Consider the following 13,997-nt stretch of genomic DNA (forward strand, 5'->3'; position numbering starts at 1 on the left):
AGCGTGCGCGCGACGCGGGTCGGACCCCGAAGGCCAAAGGCGCGGGACCCGCGCCGGTCGTCGCCGCCGTCTCCCCGGCGCTTGCGCTCTCCTCGGCCGAGAAGGCGGTCTTGCACGCCCTACTCGACGAGAGCCTGCGCGATCGCGCCTGGGAAGTCCTCCTCGAGGCGGATCTGTTCTTCACCCAAGTGGGCGATGCCACCGCGGCGGCGGTCCGCAACTCTTTCGGGTCGGGCGCGCCCCAGGGAGAGCCGGCGCTGTGGTTGGCCCAGATCGAACCCGAGAGCGCGGCCGACGTGCTGGTGGACATCGCCGAGCATGCGCTCGCACCTGCCAGCCTGGCCGTTCTGGAGGACGCCTATCAGGAGTTGCTCAAGCGTCGCCACGATCGAAGAATCCGGCAGATCATCGAAGGCGGCGAGACGGAGCGCTATCTCGAGGAGATACGCGATGGGGGGCGGATTTCGATCGCAAGGCAGCCCTCCTCCGAACCCGAAGATCCGTTTGCAACCTAGTATTTTTTTGGATTGGGCAAAACGTGTGTTAGAGTGAGAGGTGCGGCTTGGGGTAGGGCCGCGAAAACTCAATGCATTCGAACCAAACGGATTGTGTCGGTTCCTCCTTTGGCGTCGATGGGGGGCTCGGAGGGACGCTGGCCGCCCAGTTCCTCGACGCAGGGGGCCGGATCGTCGAAGACTCGTCCACCGAGGGCGCTTCGTCGCGGGACTTGCCCGATGCCGAGCCGGCTCCCGAGGAGATCGAGGAGCTCGAGCAGAAGGGTGCCGCCGAACTGGAGCCCGACACGCACGGGGTCGAGGACTCGGTGCGCATGTGGCTCAAGCGCATCGGCCGCATCTCGCTGCTCACCCCCGAGCAGGAAGTCGAGTTGGCGCGGCACGCCGAGGCGGGATGCCAAAAATGCAAGCGTGCGATGATCGAGGCGAACCTGCGGCTCGTCGTCAGCATCGCCAAGCGCTACCTGGGCCGCGGCCTTTCGATGCAGGATCTGATCCAAGAGGGCAACATGGGCCTGATCCGAGCGGTGGAGAAGTTCAACTACCGCAAGGGCTACCGCTTCAGCACCTACGCCACCTGGTGGATCCGGCAGGCGATCACCCGCGCGATCAGCGATCACGGGCGAACAATCCGCGTCCCGGTCCACACCCTCGAAGCCGTGAACCGGCTCGTTCGTTGCGCCGGGCAGCTCCAGCAACAACTGGGACGCGAGGCCACCGAAAACGAGATCGCCCAGGCACTCGGCATCAGCGCGGACAAGGTGCGCGACTTCCTGAGGGCCGTCGCCGAGCCGCTCTCGCTCGAAACGCCCGTCGGCGACAATGAGGATGCTTCCCTCGGCGAGTTTCTCGAGGAGAGGGGAACCGAGACGCCCCAGGACGCCGCGGCCCGCGCCATGCTGCGCCGCCGCATCGAAGACATCCTCTGCACGCTCAGCGAGCGCGAGCGCGAGGTGATCCTGCTTCGGTTTGGCCTCAACGGCGGCCGCGCGCACACGCTCGAAGAGGTCGCCCGGTGCTTCCAAGTCACGCGCGAGAGAATCCGCCAGATCGAGCAGAAGAGCCTCAAGAAGCTCAAACACCCTTCGCGGGCGAGGCGGCTGCTCGAAGTGATCGAGTGAGCGCGGGGAACCCGGTATCCTTCGTCTCTCGATGAGTTTCGTCCAAAGAACGCATTCCTGCGGCGCCCTGCGCCTGAGCGACGTCGGTTCGACGGTGGTCCTGAACGGTTGGGTGCACAAAGTGCGCGATCTGGGAGGGCTGTTCTTCGTCGACCTGCGCGACCGCTCGGGACTCGTGCAGTTGCTCCTCGATCCATCGCACTTTTCCAACCTGGGCGAGTTGAAGCCCGAGACGTGCCTCAGCGTGAGCGGGGAAGTCCGCGAGCGCTCGGCCGAAGCGAAGAACCCGCGGATGGGCACGGGCGAAATCGAGATCGTCGCCGCCGCGTACTCGATCCTCGGACCTTGCAAGACGTTGCCTTTCCCGCTGAGCGAAGAAGAGGAGATGCGGCAGGTCAACGAGGAGCTGCGCATCAAACACCGGTACCTCGACCTCCGCCGCCCGGCCATGGTGCGGCGCCTCTCGATCCGCGCCGCCGCGGTGCGCAAGATCCGCGCGTATCTCGACGAGCGGGGGTTCCTCGAAATTGAGACCCCCATCATCACGAAGAGCACCCCCGAAGGGGCGCGCGACTACCTCGTGCCCTACCGGCTCCAGCCCGGGGAGTTCTATGCGCTGCCCCAAAGCCCCCAACAGTACAAGCAGCTTCTGATGGTGGCGGGCCTCGAGCGCTATTACCAGATCGCCAAGTGCTTCCGCGACGAGAGCCAGCGGAGCGACCGGCAACCTGAATTCACCCAACTCGACCTTGAGATGTCGTTCGTGACGCAGGAGGACGTGCTGCAGCTTGCCGAGGGCCTCACCCGATCCGTCTGCAACGAGTTGATCGAAGGGTTCGCGCTCGACAAGGAGCCGGTCGCCGAGTTCGTAAGGCTCACCTACGACGAGGCGGTCCACCTGTACGGAACGGACAAACCGGACCTGCGCTTCGGATTGCCCCTCTTCGACATCACCGAAATCGCCGAGCGCTGCGGCTTCTCCGTGTTCGCGCGGACGGTGGAGGGAGGCGGGATGGTGCGCGGCATCCGCTATCCGGGCGGAGCGTCGCTCTCCCGCAAGGAGGTCGGCGTCCTGGAGGAGTTCGCCCGCGAATTCGGCGCGAAAGGCCTTGCCACCTTGGCGGTCGACGCCGAGCCTGGGGAAGATCCCGCCTATGTCGCGAAGGACGGCCGCGCGGTGCGGGGCTCGATCGCGAAGTTCTTCCAGCCCGAAGAGCTGGAGCGGATCCTGGCGGCGGCCGAAGCGGAACCGGGAGACCTGCTCTGCTTCGTGGCGGACCAGTACATGGCGGGAAACAACGTGCTCGCCAGGCTCCGCAACGAGATCGGCAAGCGCACGGGCTTGCGGGACAAGCGCAAGCTGTGCTTCGTTTGGGTGCTGGACTTCCCGCTCGTGGAGTGGAACGAGGAGGAGAAGCGCTGGGAGGCGGTGCACCACCTGTTCACCGGGCCCAAGGAGGAGGATCTCATCTACCTTGACTCCGACCCCGGACGCATCCGCGCCGACTGCTACGACATCGTGTGTAACGGCATGGAGTGGGCCTCGGGCTCGATCCGAATCCACCGCGCGGACATTCAGGCTCGGGTATGCACCCTGCTGGGCATCGACGAAGCCACGCAGCGGGAGCGGTTCGGGCACATGCTCGACGCGTTCGGTTACGGCGCTCCGCCGCACGGCGGCATCGCCCCGGGCATCGACCGCCTCGTGATGATCCTCACGGACGACGACAACATCCGCGAGGTCATGGCCTTCCCGAAAATCGGGAACGGCTACGACCCGATGATGGACGCCCCCAGCACGATCGACGAAGCCCAGTGGAAGGAGCTCGGCCTGAAGCTTCGGTAAGACCGTCGCCCAAGGGACGTCCCCGCGGGCGTGGCAATCCAAAGGACCCAAGGCCCAACCCCCAAGGCCTATAATCGGAGTTACCGATGGAACCCATCCGATACCGACCCGGTGAGGCGATCCGGTGGCTGGAAAGCGGTGCGAAGGACATTCGCAAAGAAGCCGCTCGAAAGGGGAAGAGCCTCGTGCGGCGCGAGGGCCAGCGCACGGTGGGCCGCGATCTGAAGGACGCGGCCGGGGCGCTGTTCGAAATGGGACGAAGCGCGCTCGCCGATCTTGCGCACCATCAGGCGCAGGCCACCGAGTACGTGCTGCACGAAAAGAAGTTCGAGGTTGTCAAACCGTCGGGATCGAAGAGCGTGGCGTACGACACGGTGAAGTCGATGAAGGTCCAGAACGACCGGGCGACGCTCGTTCTCGAGCAGGGCAGCGTGCACGTCAAGCCGCACGCCTACATCGTGGCGGGCCGCATCCGCGTCCCCGTGGGATGGACCCGCAACGGCATGGAAGTGCCCTACGAAACGCTCCTCGAAGAACTTGCGGCTCGGTGTCGGGTAAACATCGAACACTTGTGAGACCCTGGCTTTCCCCCGAACCCTCCGGATGGTGGAACGTGGTTGACGACGCCATCCAGGAAGATGTGGGATTCGGCGACGTCACCGCTCCGTGCATCGACCCCGATCAAACCAGCGAATGGTTCATCGAAGCGCAGGCGGATGGCGTCCTGTGCGGCATGGGCATCGTGGACCACCTTCTTGGCCCGACGGGCAACGACCCCGACGAGGCCGCAGTGACGATCTTGATGGCCGACGGCTCGGCGGTGAAGCGGGGAGACCGCGTGGCGCAGGGGCTGCAATCCACCCTGCGCGTGCTTTCGATGGAGCGAACCGCACTCAATTTCACCATGCACCTCAGCGGCGTGGCGACGCTCACGCGCGCCTTCGTGGAGCGCGTTCAGGGAACCGAGGCGCGCATTGCGGACACGCGCAAGACGCTTCCGGGGCTCCGCTCGCTGCAGAAGTACGCCGTGCGGTGCGGGGGCGGCTGCAACCACCGCATGGGCCTCTTCGACGGCGCGATGATCAAGGACAACCACATCCGCGCGTCCGGGGACATTGCCGAAGCGGTGCGCCGCGTGCGCGCCGTCGCCTCCCACATGACCAAGATCGAGGTCGAGTGCGAATCGATCGAGCAGGTGGAGGAGGCCGTGGACGCGGGTGCGGACATCGTGCTGCTCGACAACATGGATCCGTTCATGATGCGCGAGGCCGTGACGAAGTTCGCCGGGGCGTGCGTGTTCGAAGCCAGCGGCGGCATCACGCTCGACACGGTGAAGGGCGTGGCGAAGACGGGCGTCGATTACATCTCCGTCGGTGCGCTCACCCACTCGGCGCCGGCGCTGCCCTTCCATCTGGAGTTGTCGTGAAGAACCCTCTGGACGACGGCCCGTTCCTGGTGCTGGACGAGGTGGAATCGACGCAGACCGTCGTCGCCGATGCCCTGAGGACGGGGGAACCGGTCGGCGCGGTGCTCGCGCTGCATCAAACGCGCGGCCGAGGACGGTTCGATCGGGAGTGGATCAGCGAGCCCGGGGCGTCCCTCAACCTCTCGCTGGCGATGGCCGCGTACTCCGACCACGGCGAACCGTGGTTGGTGGGCATGGCCGTGGCGGTCGCGGTGGCGGGCGCGTTGCACTCCGAGCTCAGGTGGCCCAACGATCTGGTGCTTCAGGGGAGCAAGCTTGGCGGCATTCTTGTCGAGATCGTCGAGGACTCCCGGGGCCGACGGGTTCCCGTCGTCGGCATCGGCGTGAACCTCAACCAGACGACGTTCCCCGAACCGCTCGCAAAGATCGCGACCAGTTTGGCTCTCCACCGCGAAGGCCCCTTCGTTCCCGAAGAGGTGGCCCGGGCGATCCTGGGTCGCTTCGCCGAGACTCCCGAGCCGGAGAGCTGGCAGTCCTTGGAGGCGATCTGGGGGCTCTTCGACGACACCCCCGGAAAGCACTACCGCCTCACCGATGGGCGCGAAGCCGTCGCGTTGGGCATCGGGCCCCACGGGGAGCTTCTCTGTTCGGTCGCCGGCGAGTCGATGACGGTCCTCGCGGCCGACGCGATCTTCGGCTAGCCCTTACGGGACCGGGACCTCCTCGTTGTGCTTGGCGGCCCACTCCGCGAACGATTGCAGCTTCGGATTCAGCTCTCGCGCCCGCTCCACGCTTCGGGCTGCCCGGAAATCGTCGTTGAAGTCCCGTTTGAACTGGAACATGTTCCCCAGGTCGTCGGCACCCGGGAATCCGAGCCCTCGATAATCGGTGGCGCTGATCGCATGGAAGCCGATGTGTTCGCCCATGGCGCGGCTTAGGGACTCCGCGATCTCCGGCCCCGAGAGGTGATCTCCTGCAATGCCGATCGTTTGGCCGATGAGCTTTGGGCCCTCCTTGAACACCCCGTAGGCGCAGCGGCCGATGTCCTCCGCGGCGATGCCCGGCAGCTTCTTGTCATCCATCGGGAACGCAATGGCGAGTTTGCCGTCGGGACCGCGCTGAGGTCCCATGCCGGAGTGGATGAAATTGTCCCAGTAGAACGAAGTGAGCAAGAACGTGGTCGGCACGCCCAGTTCCCGAAAGATCGCATCGGACTCGCCCTTCGCGTCGAAATGCGGCACCTTGTACTTGTCCATCAACGTCGGCATCTGGTCGCTGTCGAGCGGCACCCACTTGCGGGTGTCCTCAAGCGTGGACCATACGAAGTGCTGGATGCCGGAGGCCTTGGCCGCAACGGCAAGGTTCCGTGCTTGGCTCAACTCCTTCTCCGGAGAGAAGTGCTCCCAGAAATTGGTGACTCCATAAGCGCCGTAAGCGCCCGAAAACGCCCGTTTTAGGCTCTCGACGTCGTCGAGATCGGCCGCAACGACCTCCACGCCATTCGCGGTCAGCTCCTTGGCTTTGGCGGATTCGGGATTGCGGGTGATGGCGCGCGCGACGAAGGGGCCCTCGGGGTCTTCGAGGAGTGCGGCGACGAGCCCGCCTCCCTGCGTCCCGGTGGCGCCGATCACAGCGATGACTTTCTTGTCGGACATGGTTCGGTGGCTCCTTGGCACTGGTGCATGGACCAGGCCTCAATACGCTGCTACGTCCGGGCGCGCTGAGACATCACTTCGGCGCCCCCTCGTCGGCGCGCGCCCTGTCCAAAGCGTCGCTGAGACGACGGATCTCCTCAAAGCACGCATTGAACTCCTTCAACGCCGCCGCGCGCTCTTCGCCCGCGGTGGACTTCACGCGCTGCTCCAACTCGTTCATGCGGCCCTTGAGCGAGGTCATTCGGGCGAGCGTCTCGCGTTCCAGGCGCATTAGCGCGGGAGAGGGCACCCAGGCCTTCTCCTTTGTGGACCGATAGGGCATGGCCGAGACTTCTCCGTCTGCAAACGTCGGAGGATCCGACGGCCTGGTAGAGAGGGCCAACGCGCCGAGGGGAACGACCGCGAGGACAAGGACGAGGGCGGCGGCGACCCCTTTGCCCGGTGGCGGAAAGGGCGCGGCCAACTCCGGCGAATCGGGTTCGATCTCGAGCTGCTCGTAGACGTCGGGGTCCACTTCGACCCCCGCGCGGCTCAAGCGCCCCACCAACTGGGGGGCGCCCAAGAGAGCGGTCAGGCCGAAGCTGAACACCCGGCCGTCTCTCAGCACGACGTGCAGCGCGGTTTCGCCCTCCGAAGCGAGGAGCGCGGGGCCCATCGCCCGCCAACTGAAGAGGGAGAGGAAGATCAGCGCTCGCTTGACTTTCGAGCGGTCGATCCAGGACGTTTGGATCCGCTCGATCTCCCCCGGGCCGACCGTGGCGGTTCGGCCCAGATCTCTCAAGATCAGCCGGCCATCCAACCACTCCGCGGAGGTGGCGGTGTAGCGCGCGGCGAACGGCCAGATCACGGCCATGATCGCGGCCATCAACCACATCCCAAGCGTCAGGAAGACCCAGCCGGGGGAAAACAACCCCGCTCCGTAGCCGTTGGCGTCGATGATGAAGGCCGGGAGCACGAAGAAGATTCCACCCATGAACGCGGCCATCATGTCGGGGATCACGGCCGAGCGTGCCCGCGAGTACCGCATCGACTCGCCGGCCAGCTTCGGCCAGGGCAGGAGGGCATAGACGAGCAAGGTCGCGGCGAGGAGGCCGAATCCCCAAGTTCGATTCGGATAGAGCAGGGAAAGCGGCGCCGTCCCGAGCGCGTCCCCGGTCTCGACCTTGGTGACGGCGAGGTACTGCGTTCCGTCCGCTCCCGACACTTGGACGTAGCGGAACATCGCCTCGCCTGCAAACACCGGCGCCAACTCTGGCAGCGGGCCCTCGTCGGGACGGAAGAAGAGCTCCTCATCGGCAAAGGAGCGACCCATCCGCGCCCTCCACGCCGGGCTGGGAGGGCTCCCGGAGACCGTTTCCGCGACGGCGTCGAAGAACCCTTGCCACGCGGGCGATGTCACTCGGGTCGTGCGCCCCTCGGTTTGTTTGACGATCAGCTCTTGAAGGGAGCCCCGGGTTTCCGGGGCCAGGTCGATGCCCTGCAAGTCTTCATCGGGGACGAGGCCGGCCATCGTCTCCTTGACGCCCTCGCCCCGTCTTTGAATCCGGTCGCGCTCGGCGTTCCAATCGGTCGGGCGGACCCTGTAAAGGACGGGCGGCGTTTGGACGATCAGCCAGAGGCCGAGGAAGGTGCCGACGGCCAAGGCCAGGCGGCGTAAGATTTCAATCATCAGTTGTCCGAGCCGAGGACCCGGGTGGCTTCCGCTTCTTCGGTCGTTCCGTCCGGCATCTCGGCCTTGAGCTTCAGGGTGGTGAAGCCCTCAAGTTCCGCGGTGATGTCCACCCACTTCGATTTGTCCGCGGGGTTGGTGACCCGTGCCTTGAAAACGCGTCCCCCTTCGGGCTTCAGCACGATGTCGAAGGGGAGTTTTTCGGGGCCGTCCTGGACCAGTTTTGCACCTCCATCGGCCGCCTCGAAAGAGAACTTCTCGGTCGTGAGGTCCGATTTGCCGCCCTCGACTTTCCAGGTGCCCACCAAGGCCGCCGGATTCGAGAGCACCACGTTGTTCCACACGTAGTACGCCCCAACGGCGAGCAGCGCCAGGAGCACCACCAGCACGATGCATCCGGTCCGGCAGCCCTTGCCCTTCGGGCGGGCCGACGGCGGATGGCTCGGTCCCGCCGGGGCGGGGGGCCGGTAGGCGGACGGAGGGGGCGCTTGCGTTTGGAACGCGGGCGCGGGTCGGGGCGCCGCTGCCGCTGGCGGGGCCGGAGCGGCTTGGGGTGTGGGAGATGGCGCAGCGGCGGTTTGCCGTGCGGGCTCCTGCGGCGCGGCAGCCCCTTGTTGGGGCGCCCCGCAGGATCCGCAGAACTTGGCCGCGGGCTTCAGCGGAGTGCCACACGCGCTGCAGAAACGCTTCGCCGGTTCCGTCGGTGCGGGCGCGGGCGGGGGTGGTGTCTCGAGCTTCGCCCCGCAACGGTCGCAGAACTTGGCGTTCTCAAGGTTCTGGGCGCCGCATTTCGCACACGTCATAGTACGAGACCTCCCCAACCGCCCGCGGTGCCGAGCACGATCGGCGCCAACAACCGAACGGCGACGATGCCGCAGACGATCCCCACGACCATCAGGAGGGCCGCCTTGCCTCCGGGCACTCCGGCGCCGTCCTTGATGGCGACGGTCATGGTCACCAGCCTCCAAAGGGTGAAGAACGGGCCCACCACGGGCACGATGCCGAGTACCCCGACGGACTGTGCGTACGCGAGAGAGCGGCCCAGCGCGAGGGCATCCTGTTTCTTCCCAACCACGTATGGGGCGAGCAGGGCCGCACCGACCACGAACGCCACGAAGAAGATGGCCTGCACGGCCAAAAGGGTCAGCAAGAACATGAGGTTCAGCGAGCTGAGAATGGCGAGGAACGAAGTCCCGCAGGCGACGCACGCCAGCGAGGCGGCGGCCACCGCGGCGGCTTCCGTGGTGCGGGAGGCGTTAGCGGCCGCCTCGCGGTAGACGTCGGCGTCGAGCAAGGCCGCCCGAAGCATGCGGTGGACCGTCGCCCCGAAAGCGGTGGAGGGTTTGAGCACCTTGCCCAGGTTCACGCTGAGCGTGTCGCCGAGGCCCATCAGCGAGCGCTGGAGCTCCCACAGGGGCACGGTGCCCGCCGCAGCCACGGCGGCCCGAGGGGCAGGGGAGGCGGCCGCCACGCTTGCAACGGCGCCGCGCGGCGGCAACAGATACTTGGGAACACCTGGGGCGGGTACGGCCTGGACTTGGGGTGCGGGTCGTGGGGTTGGGGTCGAAGTCCCCATCGCAGCTCCACAGGAGCCGCAGAACTTCGCCCCTTCGCGAACTTCAGACTTGCAGGTCGGACAGGTTCTCACCGCCGATGCCTCCTCCACCCTTGGTATACCTCAGCGGTTGAGGTCCACGACCGTGCCGCCCCAGCGTTCGGCTTCCTGGGACTCGTGGACGGCGGCGACGACGGTCGCGCCGCATGTGGCGGCCTCCTCGTCGATCAACTCCCAGACCGCTTCGATCGGACCGTGCCCAAGATGCGCAAACGGCTCGTCGAGCAGGAGGATCGGCTTGCGCGGAGCCAGGGCCCGCACCAACGCCGCACGGCGGGCCTGGCCCCCGGAGACCTCGTGTGGAAAGCGATCGGCGAGCTCGCCGAGACCCACACGGGCGAGCAGGGCGCGCACGCGGGGCTCGTCCGGCTCTTCCATCGCGAAGAGCGCGTTTTGCAGCACAGTCATGTGCGGCCAAAGGGCCGGCGCCTGGAACAGGAACCCGATTCCACGGGCGTGGGGGGGAACGCCTTGCATGTTGTTCCCATCGATCCACAAGCTCCCCGAATCGGGAAGTTCCAAACCGGCGATCAGCCGGAGCAGCGTGGTCTTGCCCGTGCCGGATTGCCCGAGCAGCACGCCGCGTTTCCCTGTCTCGAAGCGGAACGTGAGTTCCCGAAGAACTGGCACCGTCCCAAACGCCTTGCTCAGGCCTTTCCCCTCGATCATCCTACGCGCCTCCGGGCGAAGCTCGCAGTCGCCGCCGCCACGACGACGGCGGGCAGGGCCGCAAGCAGCAGGGCGAGCGCCGCGACGTCCTCGGAGGCCCCGTAGTGAAGCAGGTTGTAGAGGCGGATGCTGAGCGTCGACTGTCCTGGCGGAACCACGAGCAGCGACGCTCCAAGCTCGCCAAGACCCATCGCAAAGCACAGAGCGAAGGCTGCCGCAAGCCCGCTCGCCAACAGGGGCAGCCCAAGGCCCCTCGCCCGACGGAGCGGGGTCGCGAAGACCCGTCCCGCATCGAGCACCAAGGGGTCGATTCTCGCCCACTGAAGCGCGAGCACCGCTGCGGCGAAGGGGCCGAAGCGAACGGCGATGGCCAGCGCCGGATCGATGCCTGCCGCCCCAAGGGCACCCACGCGCGCCAGCCCCATCCCGACCAGTGCGGGCGGCATCGCCACCGGGGCCAGCACCAACGCCCAGGCGAGCGGCCCGCCCCGGTGCGCCAGGAAGGGTGCGGTCGCCGCGCCGATTATCAAGGCGAGCAGCGCGCCCACCGTCGAGAAACGAAGGGTCGCCCACAACTCATCCACAGAGCCGGCGGCTGCCGCTGCGGCCTCGCTGAGGGAGCGCGACTGCAACACCAGGATCAGCAGCGCCGAGAGGAACGCCAGGCCCGCGACGGAGACGCCGGCCCGCCCGAGAAGCTCGATCGGGCCCGGCAACGCCGGCGGCTGGGCGCGCCGGGGAGTGCGGGATGCCACAAGGCTCGACGTCCAACGCCCGGCGATCCAGGCCAAGGGAAGCGCCAGGACGAACAGGGGCCAGGAAGCCGAGACCGCGTCCTCGCCCGCGCTGAACATCGCGAAGATCTCGAGCGCGTAGGGGTTGGCGCCGAAGAGGGAGGGCACCGTGAAGTCGCCCAGCGCCACCAAGGCCGCAAGGCTCCCGGCCGCGGCCAACGCGGGCCAGACGGACGGCACCAGGACTCGCCAGAAGAGAGGCTGGACGGAGCGTGCCACCCGCGCGGCGTCCAACGCCTCCCCGTCCAGCCGTTCGAAGGAGAGCGCCAGGACTCCCACCGCCAATGGCAAGAGCACGAGGGTTTGGACGAGGGTGGCCGGAGCCCAACCCTGGGTCCACCACTGTCCGAAGCCCCCTGAGATGCCCATCCAACTCGTCGCGACCACCGTCGCGGGCAGCGCCATCAGCGCCGCGAGCAAGGCCTGAACCCACGGGCGGCGAGTCGCGCCGATGCGCCAGAGGCGCAGCGCAACGAGCAGACCGAGGCTCGAGGCGAGTACGCCGACCGAGGTCGCGTAGGCCAGGGATTCAAGGAGCAGACCGAGCTGGCGAGCGCTCAACATCCCGGCTCCGGAAGGCCCGCCAGAACCCGCCAGCACGAGCGCCACGAGGGGGCTCCAAAGCAAGGCGAGACCAAAGCCGAACGGCAAGTTCCTCACGCCGCCTCCAGTGTAATGCGCCTATCGCAGGAATCGCTCGCGCAGCGTCGCGCTCGTGCGCTGGAGGTGGTCGGCGATCGTCGCGAGATCCACGTCGTACAGATCGGGTTGGGGGAGTTTCAGGCAAGGCTCGGGCGAACCCTCGTGCAGCCGCAATTGGCAGAACCCGGCTTCCACCAACATCGCCTCGGTCTTCGGGCCGAGCAGGAAGTCGACGAGTTTTCGAGCGGCCTCTTGGTGGGGCGCGCCCTTGACGATCGCCACCGTCGCGGGGATCATCAACGTCTGCCTGGGCAGGAACACGTGGACCTTTGCGCCTTTCCGCACGGCCCCGCAGGCGTCGTCGGAGTCCGTCAGTCCGAGGGTGGCCTGTCCTGCCACCACGAGATCGCGGACGACCGAGTTGCCCGGGACGACCCGAATCCCCTTCTTCTCCAGGGCGTCGTAGTAGCGCCGAGTCCCCTCCTCGCCGAGGATCGCATCCAGGGCCGCCGCTTGAAAACTCGCGGTTCCGAACAGAGGGTTGCTGACCGCCATGCGTTCCCCGGGGAGGTCGAGATCGGGCATCTCGTCGATCCCAATGGGCCTTGGCTCGAAACCGGAGCCGCTGATCCAGACCCGGAGTCGAGGAGTGAGCCCGGTCCATTCCGAGTCCTCGTCGCGCAGCGCCTCGGGGAACTTCGCCGCCGCCTTCGAGGAGTAGGGCTGGAGCAAGCCCTTCGCCTTGAGGCGCGCGGTTTGGGCGAACTCGCCGTTCCAGAAGACGTCGGCGGCGGGCCGGCCCGCTTCGGCCTCGATCCTCGTGGCGAGGCCGGCCGCCTTCGTCGCCTCGACGTCGAACACCGGCTTGACGCGAATGCCGGTTTCGTCCTCGAACGCTTTCAGCACGGGTTCGGCGAAGACCTGGTCGACGGACGTGTAGACGACCACCTCCTCCGTGGGGGTGGAGCCAGTCCGACACCCAGTTGCGGCAAGCGCCATGAGGGCAAAAACGGGGGCAAGCAACAGTGCATGCCGCACGGGTACTGTAGGGGCGAGCATCGACTTGATTCTAGTCGAACAAGGGGAGCGCCGGGCATCTTGGCGATTCCGGCGTGGCCTCGAGGGAGGGCACGTGGGAGCGAAATTCTGCGAGGGATGTGGAGCCGGATTGAATCCGGGCGACACCTTCTGCAGCGAGTGCGGGCAACGCGTGAGCGCGGATCCCCCCGCGCCTCCGACGCCGTCTGCTGCTTCCTCGGCTCCTCCGTCGCCCTTCGCTTCACCAGCGCCACCGGCGCCCCAGCCGCCTGCGCACGCGGTCGCACCGCCTCCTCAAAGCTCGGCGGCGCCCCCATCCGCGGTGCCTGGTCCGGCCGGGCCCGCACCGAGATCGGGCCGTAGCCCGGTCCTCGTTGGCGTGCTTGCGGCGGTGGTCGTCGCGGCGGCAGGGGGTGGTTGGTGGTTCATGAACCAGCCCAAGGACGATCCTGCCGCCGCGGAAACGCCCGTTGCACCCGAAAAGCCGTCCGACCCGGCGCCGAAGCCCGCCCCGGGCAAACCGCCGGCCAAGACGCCCGCCAAACCGCCTGTCACTCCGCCCAAGGTGCCGGCGAACCCCAAAACCCCGCCCGCCACTCCGCCCAAAACCCCTCCGAAATCAACCCCTGCGATTCCCCCAAAGGCTCCCCCGGTCACCACCCCACCCGAAACTCCGCCGGAGGCCCCGCCGACGGCGAACGGCGATGCGTTCCTGGGCCAGTGGCTGCCCGATGACGGCTCGAAGGTGGACCCCTCCACCGACCTGCTGCGCATCGTGCGGCGGGGCAACCGACTGGTCGGCCAAATTCCCGACCCCGAGGAGGGGTATCTGGACCTCCGTGCCACCTCGGCTTCCAAGCTGGCCGGGTCGTTCATCGGAAGCGATGGAACCCGGATGCCGGTGACCATGGAGTTGCTGTCCAAGACCCGGTTGATGATGACCGTCGTGACGCCGGACGGCAGCGTCGAGACCGTCCCGCTCCGACGCGTCGGAAAGGTCCCATGAG

14 protein-coding genes are annotated in these 13,997 nt (G+C 67.1%); 7 read left to right on the forward strand and 7 right to left on the reverse strand.

Annotated elements, in window-relative coordinates:
- The 6 genes from M9921_08185 to M9921_08210 all read left to right on the forward strand — a co-directional run.
- Window positions 1-515 (forward strand): hypothetical protein (locus tag M9921_08185; GenBank protein MCO5296821.1); only part of this gene is annotated, 515 nt, incomplete at its 5' end.
- Between the two features lie 71 nt (window positions 516-586).
- Complete coding sequence (locus M9921_08190) at window positions 587-1,636, forward strand: sigma-70 family RNA polymerase sigma factor (GenBank protein ID MCO5296822.1); 1,050 nt, start codon at window positions 587-589, stop codon at window positions 1,634-1,636.
- A 31-nt stretch (window positions 1,637-1,667) separates the two neighbouring features.
- Complete coding sequence (gene aspS, locus M9921_08195) at window positions 1,668-3,482, forward strand: aspartate--tRNA ligase (GenBank protein MCO5296823.1); 1,815 nt, start codon at window positions 1,668-1,670, stop codon at window positions 3,480-3,482.
- 86 nt (window positions 3,483-3,568) lie between these two features.
- The gene (locus M9921_08200) at window positions 3,569-4,057 is read left to right on the forward strand and encodes a hypothetical protein (GenBank protein MCO5296824.1); all 489 of its coding nucleotides are present in this window, start codon (window positions 3,569-3,571) and stop codon (window positions 4,055-4,057) included.
- Window positions 4,058-4,095: 38 nt separating this feature from the next.
- The gene (gene nadC, locus M9921_08205) at window positions 4,096-4,908 is read left to right on the forward strand and encodes a carboxylating nicotinate-nucleotide diphosphorylase (protein ID MCO5296825.1); all 813 of its coding nucleotides are present in this window, start codon (window positions 4,096-4,098) and stop codon (window positions 4,906-4,908) included.
- The gene (locus tag M9921_08210) at window positions 4,905-5,609 is read left to right on the forward strand and encodes a biotin--[acetyl-CoA-carboxylase] ligase (GenBank protein ID MCO5296826.1); all 705 of its coding nucleotides are present in this window, start codon (window positions 4,905-4,907) and stop codon (window positions 5,607-5,609) included. Before nadC ends, M9921_08210 begins: the two co-directional genes overlap by 4 nt.
- A gap of 3 nt (window positions 5,610-5,612) precedes the next feature.
- Here M9921_08210 and M9921_08215 read toward each other — a convergent pair whose 3' ends face one another.
- From M9921_08215 to M9921_08245, 7 genes are all read right to left on the reverse strand, one after another.
- The gene (locus tag M9921_08215; GenBank protein ID MCO5296827.1) at window positions 5,613-6,563 is read right to left on the reverse strand and encodes an NmrA/HSCARG family protein; all 951 of its coding nucleotides are present in this window, start codon (window positions 6,561-6,563) and stop codon (window positions 5,613-5,615) included.
- Between the two features lie 73 nt (window positions 6,564-6,636).
- Window positions 6,637-8,232 carry a hypothetical protein gene (locus M9921_08220; GenBank protein ID MCO5296828.1) on the reverse strand — a complete coding sequence of 532 codons (1,596 nt, stop codon included), beginning with the start codon at window positions 8,230-8,232 and terminating at the stop codon, window positions 6,637-6,639.
- Entirely contained in the window at window positions 8,232-9,035 is an 804-nt protein-coding gene (locus tag M9921_08225; protein MCO5296829.1) for a zinc ribbon domain-containing protein, read from the reverse strand. Before M9921_08225 ends, M9921_08220 begins: the two co-directional genes overlap by 1 nt.
- Window positions 9,032-9,730 carry a hypothetical protein gene (locus tag M9921_08230; protein MCO5296830.1) on the reverse strand — a complete coding sequence of 233 codons (699 nt, stop codon included), beginning with the start codon at window positions 9,728-9,730 and terminating at the stop codon, window positions 9,032-9,034. The genes M9921_08225 and M9921_08230 overlap by 4 nt, the downstream gene beginning before the upstream one ends.
- Before the next feature lie 180 nt (window positions 9,731-9,910).
- The gene (locus M9921_08235) at window positions 9,911-10,516 is read right to left on the reverse strand and encodes an ATP-binding cassette domain-containing protein (protein MCO5296831.1); all 606 of its coding nucleotides are present in this window, start codon (window positions 10,514-10,516) and stop codon (window positions 9,911-9,913) included.
- Window positions 10,513-11,970 (reverse strand): hypothetical protein, encoded by a 1,458-nt coding sequence (locus tag M9921_08240; protein MCO5296832.1) that lies wholly within the window; start codon window positions 11,968-11,970, stop codon window positions 10,513-10,515. The genes M9921_08235 and M9921_08240 overlap by 4 nt, the downstream gene beginning before the upstream one ends.
- A 21-nt stretch (window positions 11,971-11,991) precedes the next feature.
- A complete protein-coding gene (locus tag M9921_08245) occupies window positions 11,992-13,011 on the reverse strand; it encodes an extracellular solute-binding protein (protein ID MCO5296833.1) in 1,020 nt (339 codons plus the stop codon).
- 406 nt (window positions 13,012-13,417) lie between these two features.
- Between M9921_08245 and M9921_08250 the strand changes: the two genes are divergently transcribed.
- A complete protein-coding gene (locus M9921_08250; protein MCO5296834.1) occupies window positions 13,418-13,996 on the forward strand; it encodes a hypothetical protein in 579 nt (192 codons plus the stop codon).
- The last annotated feature ends 1 nt before the right edge of the window (window position 13,997 follow it).

Source organism: Fimbriimonadaceae bacterium (genome assembly GCA_023957775.1).
Taxonomy (GTDB): domain Bacteria; phylum Armatimonadota; class Fimbriimonadia; order Fimbriimonadales; family Fimbriimonadaceae; genus JAMLGR01.